At 57.7% G+C, this 15,611-nt stretch carries 14 protein-coding genes; 8 read left to right on the plus strand and 6 right to left on the minus strand.

The window, feature by feature from the left end:
- Positions 1-11: 11 nt before the first annotated feature.
- Entirely contained in the window at positions 12-797 is a 786-nt protein-coding gene (locus FS804_RS22360) for an SDR family oxidoreductase (RefSeq protein ID WP_144578997.1), read from the plus strand.
- A 112-nt stretch (positions 798-909) separates the two neighbouring features.
- Here the strand turns inward: FS804_RS22360 and FS804_RS22365 are convergent, their stop codons facing one another.
- Positions 910-2,751 (minus strand): PAS domain S-box protein, encoded by a 1,842-nt coding sequence (locus FS804_RS22365; protein WP_186376960.1) that lies wholly within the window; start codon positions 2,749-2,751, stop codon positions 910-912.
- 218 nt (positions 2,752-2,969) lie between these two features.
- On the opposite strand from FS804_RS22365, the gene FS804_RS22370 reads away from it, so the two are divergent.
- The 3 genes from FS804_RS22370 to FS804_RS22380 all read left to right on the plus strand — a co-directional run bounded on the left by FS804_RS22370 (position 2,970) and on the right by FS804_RS22380 (position 5,262).
- Complete coding sequence (locus tag FS804_RS22370; RefSeq protein WP_144578998.1) at positions 2,970-3,743, plus strand: amino acid ABC transporter substrate-binding protein; 774 nt, start codon at positions 2,970-2,972, stop codon at positions 3,741-3,743.
- 86 nt (positions 3,744-3,829) lie between these two features.
- Positions 3,830-4,510: an amino acid ABC transporter permease gene (locus FS804_RS22375; RefSeq protein WP_144578999.1), complete on the plus strand. Its 681-nt coding sequence runs from the start codon at positions 3,830-3,832 to the stop codon at positions 4,508-4,510.
- A complete protein-coding gene (locus FS804_RS22380) occupies positions 4,507-5,262 on the plus strand; it encodes an amino acid ABC transporter ATP-binding protein (protein ID WP_144579000.1) in 756 nt (251 codons plus the stop codon). Before FS804_RS22375 ends, FS804_RS22380 begins: the two co-directional genes overlap by 4 nt.
- A gap of 137 nt (positions 5,263-5,399) precedes the next feature.
- Here the strand turns inward: FS804_RS22380 and FS804_RS22385 are convergent, their stop codons facing one another.
- On the minus strand, positions 5,400-6,194 hold the full coding sequence (locus FS804_RS22385; RefSeq protein ID WP_144579001.1) for an alpha/beta fold hydrolase: 795 nt from the start codon (positions 6,192-6,194) through the stop codon (positions 5,400-5,402).
- A gap of 142 nt (positions 6,195-6,336) precedes the next feature.
- Here FS804_RS22385 and FS804_RS22390 point away from each other — a divergent pair, with 142 nt between their 5' ends.
- Positions 6,337-6,804, plus strand: coding sequence for a MarR family winged helix-turn-helix transcriptional regulator (locus FS804_RS22390; RefSeq protein WP_144579002.1), 468 nt, complete (start codon positions 6,337-6,339; stop codon positions 6,802-6,804).
- 20 nt (positions 6,805-6,824) lie between these two features.
- On the opposite strand, the gene FS804_RS22395 is transcribed toward FS804_RS22390, so the two are convergent.
- Both FS804_RS22395 and FS804_RS22400 read right to left on the minus strand, forming a co-directional pair.
- Positions 6,825-7,604 (minus strand): SDR family oxidoreductase, encoded by a 780-nt coding sequence (locus FS804_RS22395; RefSeq protein ID WP_144579003.1) that lies wholly within the window; start codon positions 7,602-7,604, stop codon positions 6,825-6,827.
- Positions 7,601-7,930 (minus strand): nuclear transport factor 2 family protein, encoded by a 330-nt coding sequence (locus FS804_RS22400; RefSeq protein WP_144579004.1) that lies wholly within the window; start codon positions 7,928-7,930, stop codon positions 7,601-7,603. Before FS804_RS22400 ends, FS804_RS22395 begins: the two co-directional genes overlap by 4 nt.
- 130 nt (positions 7,931-8,060) lie before the next feature.
- Between FS804_RS22400 and FS804_RS22405 the strand changes: the two genes are divergently transcribed.
- Together FS804_RS22405 and FS804_RS22410 are read left to right on the plus strand one after the other, a co-directional pair.
- Positions 8,061-8,957 carry a LysR family transcriptional regulator gene (locus FS804_RS22405; RefSeq protein WP_144579005.1) on the plus strand — a complete coding sequence of 299 codons (897 nt, stop codon included), beginning with the start codon at positions 8,061-8,063 and terminating at the stop codon, positions 8,955-8,957.
- A 419-nt stretch (positions 8,958-9,376) separates the two neighbouring features.
- Complete coding sequence (locus tag FS804_RS22410; RefSeq protein WP_144579006.1) at positions 9,377-10,630, plus strand: arsenic transporter; 1,254 nt, start codon at positions 9,377-9,379, stop codon at positions 10,628-10,630.
- Positions 10,631-10,770: 140 nt separating this feature from the next.
- Here the strand turns inward: FS804_RS22410 and FS804_RS22415 are convergent, their stop codons facing one another.
- Positions 10,771-11,124, minus strand: a complete 354-nt coding sequence (locus tag FS804_RS22415) for a cupin domain-containing protein (RefSeq protein ID WP_144579007.1) — start codon at positions 11,122-11,124, stop codon at positions 10,771-10,773.
- 173 nt (positions 11,125-11,297) lie between these two features.
- On the minus strand, positions 11,298-12,305 hold the full coding sequence (locus FS804_RS22420) for a sensor histidine kinase (protein WP_144579008.1): 1,008 nt from the start codon (positions 12,303-12,305) through the stop codon (positions 11,298-11,300).
- A gap of 156 nt (positions 12,306-12,461) precedes the next feature.
- Between FS804_RS22420 and FS804_RS22425 the strand changes: the two genes are divergently transcribed.
- A complete protein-coding gene (locus FS804_RS22425) occupies positions 12,462-15,611 on the plus strand; it encodes a response regulator (protein WP_144579035.1) in 3,150 nt (1,049 codons plus the stop codon).

The raw sequence follows: 15,611 nt of genomic DNA on the forward strand, positions 1-15,611 counted from the left end.
AAGGAGGAGACATGAGGCGCTTTGAAGGTCAATCCGTATTCGTGACCGGCGGCAACAAGGGCATCGGTTACGGCATAGCCCGCCGTTTTGCCGAGGAAGGCGCCAAAGTCGCCATCGCCTCTGTCGACAAGGACACGCAGGATGCCGCGAAAAAACTCGCGGACGAAACCGGCGCCTTGACCCATGGCGTCATCCTTGACGTGCGCGACGCTGCAGCCGTGCGCGACGCCTATGGTGCCGCAGAAGAGGCGATCGGCCCCCTTTCCGTCTCGGTCCAGAATGCCGGCGTCATCACGATTTCAAAGATCGAAGACCTGACGCAGGAACAGTGGGATTTTAATCTTGATGTGAACACCAAAGGCGCGTTCCTCTGCTGCCAGGAGGCGATCCGCCGCTTCCGCGCCAGCGGCACGAAAGGCCGCCTCGTCAACACCGCGTCCGGTCAAGCACGTCAGGGCTTCATCTATACCCCGCATTACGCCGCCTCGAAGTTCGGCGTCGTCGGCCTGACACAAAGCCTTGCCAAGGAGCTGGCGCCGGAAGGTATCACCGTCAACGCTATTTGCCCCGGCATCATTCACACCGAAATGTGGGACTATAACGATCGCGTCTGGGGCCAAATGCTCGGCGATTACAAGCCAGGCGAACTCATGGCTGAATGGGTTCGCAACATCCCTATGCGCCGTGCGGGGACGCCTGCCGAGGTGGCCGCCCTTGTGGCGTTTCTGGCCTCCAACGACGCCGCCTATATCACCGGCCAGACGATCAACGTTGATGGCGGCTTGATCATGTCTTAGGGCCCGGAGCGACCCAAAAGCCCGGATCCCGCAAATAGCATTGTTTTGAGCGGGAGCGGGCTTTAACGTCGCTGCGTACAGCGAGCCTTTTCGAGACCCCTATCGCTCAGCTTCACTCCGTCGCATCATCGGCAAGCTTGGACATCTCGGTTTCAATCACGCAGATCACACCGCTTTTTTCATAAGAGAATTTGGTTTGTCCTTTCAGTTCACCTGCCAGCAACCTTTCAACCAGCGTTGATCCGAAACCTTTGCGCGCGGGGGGCATCACCTCCGGTCCTCCGCGCTCTTCCCATATTATCGTCAGTCGATCATCTCCGACCCGCTCGAACTTCCACGAGATCGATACCTGACCTCCCAGGACGGACAGCGCACCATATTTGGCTGCATTCGTCGCCAGCTCGTGAAGCGCAAGCGAAAGTGATACAACTGCCTTTGGTGGCAGAAAGACGCTTGGGCCGGAAACCGCGAAGGCGTCGGCGGGATATGGGGACAGGGCCTGCTGTACGATCGCTCTTAAATCTGCTTGCTGCCAATCGGCATGAACCAGAAGGTCCTGCGCTCTGCTCAGCGAGCTCAACCTGTTCGTAAATGCTTCCACATCTTCGTGGTTTGCCTTGTCGCGGCCGATCGTCTGCCTTGCAATTGCAATCACCGTTGCAAGGATGTTTTTGACGCGATGATGGAGTTCGTTGACGAGGATTGATCTCAGCCGCTCAGCATCCTTGCGGGCCGTGATATCCTGTGCGGTCTTAGAGGCTCCGATTACATTTCCGTTCGCATCGCAGATAGGCGACACGCTGAGAAGAACCTCCACAAGTTGACCGTCCTTGCGCCGACGCTGCGTTTCGTAAGGTTCTACGATCCGGCCCGCCTTTATCTGCGTGAGGATCGACGGCTCTTCGTCTCGCCGCTCATCCGGTACCAGCATGAGGATCGTCTGGCCGACGGCCTCTTCCTCCGAGTATCCATAGAGCTTCTCCGCGGCTGCGTTCCAGCTAGTGATCTTCATGTCGAGGTCAATACCCAGGATTGCGTCGTTGGAAGACGCGATCATCGACGCGAGATGCTTTTCAATGTCCTGAGCACGTCGTCGCTCGCCGATATCGATGGATATCGCAACGGCCTGCGACATGTTTCCCTGCTCGTCCCGGATCGCGGAAACCGCGTTCGAAACCCAAACAAGACTGCCATCGCCACGCACGTAGCGTTTTTCAATCTCGAAGCTTTCGCCGGTCTCGACCAAATGCCGGAAGAGGCGCTGGTTCTCGGGCAGGTCATCGGCAAATGTTAAGTCCTGCATTCGCATGCCGACCAGTTCATCCCGGGTTCGCCCCACGATCCGACAGAAGTGGTCGTTTACGCTGATCAACGTTCCGCTGAGGTCGCCGAGCGCTATGCCCGCGGCCGACTGCGCGAATATGGCTCTCAGACGCTCCTCGCTCTCACGCAAATCGGCATCTGCCTTCACGCGCTCGGTCGTTTCGTTGACGATGCAGAACACACCCCGCACGACCCCGCTCTCATCCGCCACCGGAGAGTAGGAGATGTCGAAATAGACGGTCTCGGGGTAACCATGTCTCTCGATATAAAAGGGCCTGTCCTTGGCAGCAACAGTTTCACCATTCTCAAGAACGCGCTTCAAAAGCGGCTCGAGATCGTCCCAAAGCTCGCTCCAGTATTCCCGGGCCGGTCTGCCAAGGGCGTGAGGATGCTTGTAACCTATCGTTGGCGCGTACACGTCGTTATAGAGCGCCACAAACTCGCTTCCCCAGAACAAAACGATCTGCGCCTGGGATGGAAGCATGATGTTCACGGCAGACTGTAGAGATGCGGGCCATTCGGATCTTGGCCCAAGCGGACTCGACGCCCAGTCCACCATGTTCAGGAGGTCGGCTACGGGAGATGCGATTGCGCGATCGTTCACCTTGTCCAGGACAACAGTCTCCACCATGGATTCGACAGAAGGAAACTTTTATCGAAGTTTGGGCCGTGGACAAGCCGAAACACCGCTCTGCGCGGCGTAGCCTCTCAGGAGTCGGGCGTTGATGTTCGGCAGTCTTGAGAAAAGTATTCTAACGAGGATCGATTTTTTGCTTTTGTTTATCGTGCGAAAGGACGAACCCCGTCCTATATGCATGGACGATCGCAATCCTCTTAAGGAACTCGGACATGGGCTGGACCAAAATTATCGCAACGGCGGCAGCACTTCAGGCGCTTGCTTTTTCGCCGTCGATGGCAGGAGAGAACCTCGATCAAATCAAGTCGGCCGGTGTTATCAAGATCGGTACGGAAGGCACCTACGCGCCGTTTACCTTTCATGATGGTTCCAACAAGCTTGTGGGCTTCGACGTCGAAATCGGCGAGGCCGTCGCGAATAAGCTTGGGGTGAAAGCCGAATTCATCGAAGGAAAATGGGACGGACTGATCGCAGGTCTCGATGCAAAGCGTTACGACGCGGTCATCAACCAGGTCGGAATCACCGAGGCACGCAAGCAGAAATACGCTTTCTCCGAGCCCTATATTGCCTCGAAGGCCGTTCTGATCGTTCGCGAGGGCAACACAGACATCAAGGGCTTCGAAGATCTGAAGGGGAAGAAGTCCGCACAGTCGCTGACGAGCAACTTCGGCAAGCTTGCCGAGGCGGCCGGCGCTGAGCTTGTTGGGACCGACGGGTTCGACCAGTCGATCCAGCTGGTGCTTACACGGCGTGCAGATGCAACCGTGAATGACAGCCTGTCTTTCCTGGACTTCAAGAAGCATCAGCCTGATGCTCCCGTGAAGATTGTCGCCGAAAAGCCGGATGCCGATTATTCGGGCATTATCGTCCGCAAGGGCGACGACGATCTCGTCGCCTCCATCAACAAGGCGCTCACTGAGATAAAGGCAGACGGCACCTACAAGACGATTTCAGACAAGTATTTTGGACAGGACGTGTCCAAATAAACCTGTCATCCTGCGGTAACCCGCGCAACCAGGTCCAATCGGTCGTCCGGCGTCTACGTCGGGCGGCTTTGTTTTAGAGGTGTGCATTGCCCCACTGGCTCCAGTTGATGTTGGATTCGCTTCCCACCCTGTTGTGGGCGGGCATCCGATTCACCATCCCGCTCACGCTGCTTTCATTTGCGCTTGGCCTGACCCTGGGTTTGGTGACTGCCGTTGCAAGATTATTCGGTCCTGCCCCGATTTCGGCGCTCGCGCGGTTTTACGTCTGGATCATCCGAGGCACGCCGCTTCTGGTGCAACTTTTCGTCATATTTTACGGACTCCCGAGTATCGGCGTGCTTCTAGACGCCTTTCCGGCGGCCTTGATCGGCTTCACCCTCAATGTCGGCGCCTATACGTCCGAGATCATCCGCGCGGCGATCACATCCGTTCCCAAAGGCCAATGGGAGGCTGCCTATTCCACCGGAATGAACTGGCAACAGGCGATGCGCCGGACCATCCTGCCGCAAGCCGCAAGGGTATCGGTACCGCCGCTGTCGAATACCTTTATTTCACTCGTGAAGGATACGTCGCTTGCAGCGGCGATCACGGTTCCGGAGTTGTTTCAGGCAGCGCAACGCATTGTCGCGACCACCTACGAGCCGCTCATTCTCTATATTCAGGCCGCGCTGATGTATCTGGTGCTGAGTTCCGTGCTATCGGCCCTGCAATCACGGCTGGAGGTGAGGTTCTCACGCTATGGTGGGCAGATGGAGTCCAGCCGATGATCGAACTTCGCAATATCGAAAAACGTTTCGGGGAAGCAATTATCCTCAAGGACGTCTCCCTGACGTTCCCCGAAGGAAGCGTCACCGCCCTTGTCGGTCCCTCAGGGGGTGGCAAGAGCACGCTGCTGCGCTGCATCAACCTGCTCGAGCAACCCACGTCCGGTTCTGTCAGGGTTGGCTCCGACACCGTGGAGTTTCACCCGGGGCGCAAAGCCCGTTGGCAGGACATTCAGAAAATCCGCAGACAAACCGGTATGGTCTTCCAGAACTTTCAGCTGTTTCCCCACAGAACGGCGATTGAGAACGTCATGGAAGGTCTTCTTGTCGTCCAGAGATGGACGAAAGAGAAAGCTGCAGCACGGGCGATGGAGTTGCTGCAAAAGGTCGGAATGGCGCACAAGGCAGATGCCTGGCCGGCCAATCTTTCCGGCGGTCAACAACAGCGCATCGCGATAGCAAGGGCGCTCGCGCCCTCACCTCAGGTGCTGCTCTGCGACGAGCCGACATCCGCACTCGATCCGGAACTGGCTGCAGAGGTCGTTGATGTCCTCGGTCAACTGGCAAGGGAAGGCACGACGATGGTGATGGCGACACACGATCTCAGGCTGGCTTCGCAGGTTTCGAACCAGGTCGTGTTCCTTGAGGCCGGCAAGGTCGTCGAAACGGGCGAGCCTGAAACGATCTTCCGTTCCCCCCGCAATGAGCGCACACGACAGTTCGTTTCATCGATCAGTGCTGCTCAAGCGCTTTGATCTTTAGGCTACCCAATCAGCCCCTGGAATTGATGACGCCAATTCTAATAGGCAAGCACCGAACCGCTGAGAAGACGTCGCGCCTCTAAGGAGATAGCGCGACGTCGGATCACTGGAAGACATCGTCTTCCCGATCATTACTTATTCGCCGATACGGTGCGGGCGGCGAGATCGATTGTATCGGCGATGACTGCTGGCTGCGTCATGAACAAGGCGTGGCTTGCCGACACTTTGGTGATCTTGGCCTTGATGCGTTCTGCCATATGGATCAACATCGCCTGGTCGAAAGCCTTGTCTTCGGTGGCAATGACGGCCCAGCTTGGGCGGGTACGCCAGGCGGCATTTTCCAGTTTTGTGCCAAATGCGGACATATTGATCGGGACCTGCGCATCCCGCATGAAAGCTACATCGGCATCACTGACATCGTGTGCGAAGCCTGCCTTGAATTTGTCAGGACTGACATAGCCGAACCCGTCTTTCGTGGTTTCGATGACAAACTCCGATGCAGGGGCAAATCCATCATATTGCTGGGCCGTCGTCTCGCCGGCATCCGGAGACAGGGCAGAGACATAAACGAGGCCTTTGACCTTGTCATCGATGCCCGCTTCCGTGATCACGGTACCGCCCCACGAATGCCCAACCAGAATGACCGGACCATCCTGCCTTTCGAGCGCGCGCTTTGTGGCGGCAACATCATCGGCAAGCGACGTCAGCGGATTTTGCACAATGGTAACGCGGTAACCGCGTTTCGTGAGAGTGTCATAGACCCCCTTCCAGCCCGAACCATCTGCAAAGGCGCCATGGACAAGCACGACGTTTCGCACTGTCTGGTCTTTCGAAACGGTGTTGTCGGCGGCGTTCGCAGACATTGTTGCGGTTAATGTGAAAGCAGCTGCGATCGCCGAGATGGCGGAGACTGTTTTTCTGGTCATGGCTCTTTCCTCATATTTTGCGATAAATGTTATTGCGATAATTGTTTACTGACAGAGGAAAGATCCTTCGTCAACAAGATTCTTATCGCGATATTGGTTTTTGCGGTAACATTGATTATATGAGAGTCTTCAGGAGTTGAAGATGACCGAACCACGCAACGATCCGCCGCCGCTGCAAGACCAACTTTGCTACGCGATTTATACCGCCGGCATCGCCATCCAGCGGGCTTACAAGCCCCTCCTCGATGAACTTGGGCTAACCTATCCGCAATATCTCGTCCTCAACGTTCTCTGGGCAGAAGACAAGCAAAGCGTCGTGTCCATCGCGGACCAGCTTGCTCTTGAATCCAGTACGCTCACGCCACTGTTAAAGCGTCTCGAAGCTGCTGGACATGTGCGTCGGGAACGCAACCTGAGCAACGAACGTCAAGTTTTGGTAACATTGACGGATCAGGGACGCGCCATGCAGCACAAAGCGGGTTGCCTCAGCGACGCTCTGCTTGCAGCGTCAACCCAAACGCCTCCCGAACTCGCGGCCCTGAACAAGGACGTGCGACATCTGCGGGATGCGATCTATTCACAGATCGGCGGATGGGCGCCACCCGCCTGATCTGCAACGGATCTAACCCATCAGGCGGTCGGAACGGTACCGCCGTCGATGACGTGCTCCGTCCCGGTAATCGACGACGCTCGGTCTGACGCAAGGAAGGCGATCAGGTCGGCGACTTCTTCCGGCTTGGCTGGCCGGCCCAGCGGTATGCCGCCCAGTGAGTCCATGATAGCCTGCACCGCTTCGTCGTAACTGATGCCGGCCTCCTCGGCTATACGGAGGGCAAGACCGTTTGTGCCCGGATCGGCGATCCAGCCGGGAGAAACCCGCACGACCCGCACACCCTTGGGAGAGACCTCCTTGGAGAGGCTCTTGCTGTATGTGTTGAGCGCACCCTTCGCCGAGGCGTAGCCCGTTGTCGCCTGGTGCAGCGGGAGGATCCGCTGGATCGACGTCACGTGAATGACGACCCCGCTTCCCTGCGCGATCAGGCCGGGAAGGAGAGCGCGATCAAGCCGAACAGCCGGAAAGAAGTTGAGGTTGAACTCCTTTTCCCACTCTTCGTCGGTCAGCGTGGCAAAGCCGCCAGAAGGGGCAGAAGACCCACCCAGCACGTTTACGAGGATATCCAGCCCGCCAAGCTCCTCATGGACAGCGTTTACCACTGTCCGGACGCCATCCACGGTGGTGAGGTCTGCTTCAACGAACGCCGCGCCGGAAAAATCCACCGGTTTTTTGCGCGCCGTTGTTAGCACCCGGGCGCCGAGCGCCTTGAACAACGAGACCGTTGCCGCACCGGCACCCGAAGTACCACCGGTGATGAGAGCACGACGACCCTCAAGAGTAAGAAAGCCGGTCATATGGTGATCTCCAGTTCAGCAACCTTGTCGCCCGAGAGCACGAAGATGAAACGCAGGTCGATGGGACTGCCGGGAAAGTCGCCGGCAGTGCGCGCCGTTACCTGGGTTTTGCCGTTTTCAGTGGTGATCAAAAACGGCTCAACCGTGTAGCTATACTGCTGGGCCTCATCAGCCATCCAGTCGTGGATTGCCTTCCTTCCCTTGTGGGTCTTGCCCTTATCCTTCACCACACCGTCTTCTGTAAAAGTGGCTGCGATGGCTTCCGCGCTGCCGGTTCGGTCCGCTTCGAAATAGGCTTCGATACCCTTTGGTAATTTGACCGTCATTTTATCCTCATCTTGTTTGAGCCGCTGTGGTGTGAAGCGACCTTAACCGTCGCATGTCGCTAAGGTAGATCAGGACAATTGACGCGATAAGCGGGACTAATTAGGATGAGGCGTTGCGAAAAGAGGGATAATGACCCGGTCCGTTCTCGTGGACATCGATGCCGTTCTTGCCATAGCGCGCCTTGGTTCGTTTCGGGGCGCAGCGCTGGAGCTCGGAATGTCGAAGACAGCGCTCAGCAATGCCATCGCAAAGCTGGAGCAACGGCTTGGCATCCGCCTTTTCAACCGTACGACGCGAAGCGTATCCCTAACCGATGCAGGGCGAGCTTTTGTCGAGCGTGTTGGTCCGGCCATGATCGATATTCACGATGCGATGACTGCGGCTCAATCGCTTCAGGAAATCCCGACGGGCACGTTGCGGATCAACGCATTCGCCTCGGCAGCACGGGAGGTCATGGCCCCGCTCATCATCTCGTTTTTGCAGCGTTATCCCCAGGTGCATATCGATCTGGTAACAGAAGGCCGGCTGGTCGACATAGTAGCGGGCGGCTTCGATCTCGGTCTAAGGCCGGCGGATTTGGTTCCGAGCGACATGATCGCCATCCCGCTTGGCCTCAAGCGCAGCAATGCCGTGGTGGCTTCACCGGCATTTCTAAGCGCGCATGGCCGACCGACGGTGCCGAACGACCTTTATCGCTTCAGGTGCATCCGCGCCCGGCTCCCAAACCAGGCCCTGTTTCGGTGGAAGTTTGAGAAAGATGGAAACCAGGTCCAGATCGATGTGAAGGGTTCGATAACGCTCGATGAACCGAGCTTGGTCAGAATAGCCGCGCAGAACGGCGTCGGTATCGGCTATGTGATGGAGCCGGATGTTCGTGATGACATTGCAGCCGGCAGGCTGGTGCGCGTTCTTGAGGATTGGACGCCCCCTTTGGCTCCGCTGGCCTTGTATTATCCCGGCAGGAAGAATCCCCCCGCGGCCTTCACGGCGTTCATCAAGGCCGCCCGCAATTTTTCCAACGGCTAGCGGCTGGATCAGCAATCTTGTTTCTGCCCTGGATGTTGAAGACGCCGCCACCCGATCCAGACGAGAAAAAACCTGACTGCGTTCAGGTTTTTGAAAGGGCGATCCTCTGGTCTTGCGCCGCGAAACGGGAGGCGATTGGGCGACGCGAAGCGGTCATGCTGTTCGGGATCAAGCACTGTAGGCCGCCCTATTTCCGCTTGTGCGCCGGAGGCACGACCGGTCGCGGATCGGACGTCTGGTCGCTTTTACCGCTTGCCGACACAATCGTCGGCAGACTACTGGTCAGTCAACCGCTGACCTATTATAGGGTTCCAGTAACCTATCTGCTTTTCGACAGATTGCGCAGTCTTAAGGGCCACGAACCAAATAGAGCCAAGCCTGACGCCTGCTTAACCTTTCAACCGACAACAAGGTCAGCCATGAATCCAGTATATTACACGTCTGCGATTGCGATAGCGACCGCGGCAGGCGTCGTTCTCCGGCCCTTCCGTTGGCCAGAGGCCATCTGGGCGGTCGCCGGTGCGGTGCTGATCCTTGCGCTCGGCATCCTGACGCCGGCAGAGGTCTGGTCCGGTATTGCCAAGGGTTTTGATGTCTATCTGTTCCTCATCGGCATGATGTTGCTTTCCGAACTCGCCCGTCGTGAAGGCCTGTTCGATTGGGTCGCGGCTATCGCCGTCTCCTACGCAAAAGGATCGCCACGACGTCTGTTCGTCATGATCTATCTCGTCGGCGTGGTAGTGACCGCCCTCCTGTCGAATGATGCCACCGCGGTCGTCCTGACCCCCGCCGTTTACGCCGGCTGCCGCGCCGCGAAAGTGAAGGACCCGCTTCCCTATCTGTACATCTGCGCCTTCATCGCTAATGCCGCGAGTTTCGTGCTGCCGATCTCCAATCCTGCCAACCTCGTTATCTTCGCCGGAGGCAAGATGCCGCCTCTTTCGAGATGGCTGGGCACTTTTCTTGGTCCATCGATCGCCGCAATCGTCGTTACCTTCATCGCCCTGTATTGGAGCCAGCGGCGCGTGCTGGCCAGCGATACTGTCGCTGATAAGGTCGAACGGCCCGTGTTGAGCTTACCGGCCAAACTCGCCGGCGTTGGCCTGCTGGCAACGGCAGCCGTTCTCATCTCCGCCTCGGCAATGCACATTGACCTTGGCCTGCCGACCTTCCTCGCCGGCGCCCTGACCAGCATCGCGGTCCTGGCAATCATGCGACAGAGCCCGATCGAGATCATCAAGGATGTCAGCTGGGCGGTTCTCCCGCTCGTGGCTGGCCTGTTCGTCATCGTCGAAGCCGTCAATCACACAGGCGTGACCAGCCTCATCGCCGAGCACCTCAAGGCAATCAGCGAGCACTCAGAAACCCAGGCCATCGGCATCGGCGGAATCTCGGTCGCCCTGTTCTCCAACCTGGTCAACAACCTGCCTGCTGGTCTTTTCGCCGCAAGCGCGGTCCAGGCCGCACAGGTGTCCGACCGCGTCACGGCTGCCGTTCTGATCGGGGTGGATCTCGGTCCAAACCTATCGGTCACCGGGTCGCTTGCAACGATCCTGTGGCTGACAGCACTCAGACGCGAAGGGATTTACGTCAGCGCGCTCGACTTCCTAAAGATCGGCGTCGTCGTCATGACACCGGCCTTGCTCGCCTCGCTGCTGGTATTGTGCTTGTGATCGTCGTTCTCGAGTGTGTTTGCTGTGTTTGAAAAAGCGGCACGTTTGTCGAATTACGAAACACGTTTCGAGTTTCGTTTCCGACTGCTCCAGAGACGGGTGGAACGGCCGCGCCCGGCGACAGGGCGTCTGGCTTCCGTTCAGCCCTTGTGGAATTGCGCCCAATGCGGATAGGTGACGTAGGCTGTGAGAGCGCCCTCGCCCTGTGTGGTGATCGTGACGGACTGGCCCTTCGGCATGTACACGACGTCTCCAGGTCCCGCGGTCACCGTGCCATCGCTCGTTGACACGGAAAGACTTCCCTCAAGAACAATCATCGTGTCGTCCACTGCCATCGTCTCGGTCAGAGACTGGCCGGGCGCGTATCGACCGTAGCCAATGGTGACCGGGCCGCCATGATTTTCATCCACGAGGTTTCCGACGTAAATTTCGGCATCCTGCCCGGGTGACTTGGCCAGCTTGGCATCCGAAACACTGAACTTTTGTACCTTCATCGATGACCTCCTGTCTGAAGAGAGGGATATAGGGCGAAGGTCCCTGTTTTCAAACAGCCTGAAGGAAGACGACCGGTTTTGAGGGCGTTCTCAGCGACGCACAGCCTGGGATCCGATCAGGATCGATCCGGCCGCCCCCGCGTTGTCGCTGTAGCAATCTGTAAGCTCGCTCTTTAGCCGGAAAGATGGCTTTCTTTCATCCTCAGTGTCACGACGACGCCGCCTTCGACCCAGTTATAGTCGATGGAGCCACCGAGTTGTCCGGAGATTGTCCGGTGCAACAACTTGCTCCCGTAGCCGTCTGCCGATCTCGGCGACGGGGCGGCCTCGCCTCCGTTTTCGCTCCAGACAATTTCAACCTCGTCTTCAATGATGGAGCCGGAGATATCGAGCAGCCCCGCATCATTGGACAAGGCACCGTATTTCAGCGAATTCGTCGCCAGTTCGTGGATCACGAGGGCCAGACTGGTTGCGGCCTTCTCTCCCAGACCCATGCGCGGAACAGCGACGCGGATGCGACCGGCAAAAGCGCCAACATCGTCGTAAGGGGCGAGGAGCACCGCAAAGAGGTCTCCGAGCAGCGCCGCCCTCCCTTGACCATCCGGCAGCGGGCGGACCAGTTCGTGTGCACGGCCGAGGGCCGTGAGCCGCTGAGTCAACTGCTTCGCCATTTCCTCTTTCGTCTCGGTGGTCCGCGAGGTGATGTTTGTCAATCCGGACGCCAGAGCCAGAGTATTTTTGACGCGATGGCTCATCTCGCCTGCCAGGAGCTCATGGCCTTCCTCCGCCTGCTTGCGGCCCGTGACGTCGAGGAAGATACCTGTCATTTTTTCGGTGGCGGCGTCTCCCTCGTTGCCCTGACCTCGGGCAGAAATCCAACGAACGTCGGAAGCGTTCGTCAAAATACGGAAATCGATTTCAAACGGCCCATCAATCGCGCGGGTTGCGACGAACGCCGCTCTGACGCGGTCCCGGTCGGCGGGATGGACTTTTGCGGAAAGATGCTCGAAGGTGAGGTTCGTCTCGCCGGGAATGTCCCAGAGTTCGTAAGCCTTGGCATCCATTACAAACGTGTCGTCATCGACGATCCAGGTCCAGAGTGCCACCCCGGCCGACCGAATGGCGCGCCTGAGTTCCTCTGTACTCCATTCGGGTTGCGACGTTCGTTTGCTCAATTTCAAATGTCTCCCACCCTATACAAAAACTGCCGTCGATCTAGAACTAGCTGGCCAGCGAAGCGTTATCAATGATCTAGGTAGGATCTGCTTTATTGGGATGGAAGTGGAATGGCGTTGGTTTCTGACCGATATCGGGACATATTTGTTGGTGAAGGGGAAATGGCGCATATGATGCGGCGCCATGATTGGACGAATAGTTCGCTCGGTTGTCCGGACGAATGGCCGCAAGCGCTGAAGGTTGCGATCCGGCTGCTGCTCACCTCGAAATTCGAAATGTGGCTCGGCTGGGGTCCAGACATCGCATTTTTTTATAACGACGCCTATCGTCCGACACTGGGCAACAAGCACCCCAACGCGCTTGCTGTACCGACGAAGGTATTATGGTCTGAAATCTGGAGTGATATCAAAGGGCGCCTGGAAACCGTTTACTCAAGCGGAGAGGCGACATGGGACCGGGCGTTACTCCTGTTGCTCGAACGCGACGGGTACCCGGAGGAGACGTATCACACCTTCTCGTACAGTCCGCTGATCGGAGATAGCGGCAAGGTCGAGGGCGTTTTCTGCGCGGTCACGGAAGAAACCGAGCGGGTCATCAGCGAGCGCCGACTGGCAACCATGCGCACTCTGGCGTCTGGCCTTGCCGTGGCAGACACCGAGGTCGACGTCTTCAACGCGTCACGTGAAGCACTTAAAGAAAACCCTCAGGATCTTCCCTTCTGCGCACTTTACGTTTTTGACGACAAAGGCAATGCGAAGCGCCGGTGGGTGTGTGGTGCAGCCGAAGACGACGTCTTGTTGCCAGTAACTATAACCCGCGGTGCGGGAATCTGGAACCTTGAGCGCGCCTGGCAAAAGCAGGATGTGGAACTGGTAAGTTTGGCCGCTTCTGACGTCGTGCCCTCAGGCCCCTGGCCGAAAGCCCCGTCTCAGGCTGCGGTCATTCCTCTGGTCGGGCAAGCAGGCGACCAACCCAAGGGCGTTTTGATCAGCGGGCTGAATGCACATCGGGCCGTCAGCGACGATTACCTCGATTTCCTCAAATTGATTGCCGGCCAGATCACGTCGCGATTGGCGAGCGCGGAAGCGTTCGAAACAGAGCGTCGACGGGCAGCGGCACTGGCAGAGGCTGCCGCAATCCGGGAAAAAGCAGCGCTCGCGCTTGAGCATCTCAACCGTCAACTCTCATCAGAAGTGGAACTTCGGACCGCCGAGCGGGACCGGATGCGGGCCCTGTTCCAGCAGGCACCAAGTTTCATGTGCATCCTCAGCGGGCCTGAACACACTTTCGAGCTGGTCAACGGTGCCTACATGCAACTTGTCGGTCACCGCAAGCTCGTTGGCCTCAGCGTCAGAGACGCCCTTCCCGAGATCGCCGGACAGGGTTTCTTCGAATTGCTAGACGGCGTTTTCCAATCGGGTAAACCCTATATAGGCCGTTATGTACCGGTATTTCTGGAGCGGAATGGCAAAAAGCAACCCGACCAGCGCTTCGTGCATCTGATCTACCAGCCAATCTTTGACCTCAACGGATCGGTGACCGGGATTTTCGTGGATGGTTTTGATGTCACGGACCAGAAGCGGGCTGAGGATCAGCTTCAGAGCCTCAACCACACCCTTGAAGAAAAAGTCGAGCAGCGCACTCTCGAGCTGAGAACCGCACTTCTGGAGCTTGAGAAAGAAACGATCGAGCGCGAAACCGCACAGATCGCTTTGAGGCAGGCGCAAAAAATGGAAGCGCTGGGCAACCTGACTGGCGGCGTGGCTCACGACTTCAACAATCTTCTTCAGGTTGTGAGCGGCAACCTGCAGCTTCTCGCCAAGGACATCGACGGCAACAGTCGGGCAGAACAACGCCTTCAAAACGCGCTCGCCGGTGTCGCCCGCGGCGCAAAGCTGGCATCGCAGCTTTTGGCCTTCGGCCGACGTCAGCCGCTTGAGCCGAAAGTCGTCAATGTCCGGAAGCTCATCCAGAATATGGACGACATGCTGCGCCGGGCGCTGGGTGAGGAGGTCGAACTCGAAACCGTTGTTTCCGGCGGCCTTTGGAATACGCTGATCGATCCAAGTCAGTTGGAAAACGCCATCCTGAACCTCGCAATCAATTCGAGGGACGCGATGGAAGGTCGCGGGCGCTTGACCATCGAGACCGGAAATGCGGTCCTCGACGACGATTACGCCCTTTCCCACGATGATGTTCGCCCAGGGCAATATGTGCTCGTCGCGGTGACCGACACGGGCTCAGGAATATCGCCCGATATCATCGAGCATGTCCTTGAACCGTTCTTCAGCACCAAAACGGATGGCAAGGGAAGCGGCCTCGGTCTCTCGATGGTTTACGGTTTCCTCAAGCAGTCCGGAGGCCACCTCAAAATTTACAGCGAGGTGGGGCATGGGACCACCATGAAGCTTTATATGCCGCGCACGATGCAGGCCGAAGACAGCCTGAGCGATCAAAAGGCCATTCCCGTGACGGGGGGCACGGAAACTGTTCTTGTGGTCGAGGACGATGACGGCGTGAGGGAAACATCGGTCGCACTGCTGACTGACCTCGGTTACCGCGTCCTCAAGGCGCACGATGCACAGTCCGCGTTCGCCATCGTCAGCAGTGGTGTCCAGATCGACCTGCTGTTTACCGACGTCGTCATGCCGGGCCCGATGCGCAGCACAGAACTTGCGAGGAAAGCCAAGGCTCAGTTTCCCGGGATCGCTGTGTTGTTTACCTCCGGTTACACTGAAAACTCGATCGTTCACGGCGGTCGCCTCGACGCTGGTGTTGATTTGCTGTCCAAACCCTACACCCGAGAGGCACTGGCCCGTAAAGTCCGCCACGTTTTAAACAACGCGCAGCAACAAAGGATTGCCCTGCAACGGATGGAGCGGCAGGAGCTGGCGACTGCATCCGAGCCGGTGGCGGATCAGGAACAGGAAAGGAAACAGCTTGAAAGCCGCCCAACGGCGTCGCATGTTCTTATCGTGGAGGATGAGCCGCTCATCCTGATGTCGACGGTCGACATGGTAGAGGAACTGGGCCACACGGTGCATGAGGCAAACTCGGCGGAACATGCCCTTGGCGTGCTCGAGACAAACAGGATCGACACGTTGCTTACAGATGTCGGCCTGCCCGGCATGTCTGGAATAGAACTCGCAAGACAGGTGCGGGAACGCTGGCCAGACGTGCGGATCGTGTTTGCAAGCGGCGACGACAGCGCCAAGACAGCGTCGGGCATTACAGATGCACATCAGTTATCTAAGCCCTTCACCATTGAAGGACTGCGTAAGGTGCTGGGTGAGAGCGACGCGACGGTGTAA

This window comes from Agrobacterium sp. DE0009 (assembly GCF_007680755.1).
GTDB lineage: Bacteria > Pseudomonadota > Alphaproteobacteria > Rhizobiales > Rhizobiaceae > Agrobacterium > Agrobacterium tumefaciens_B.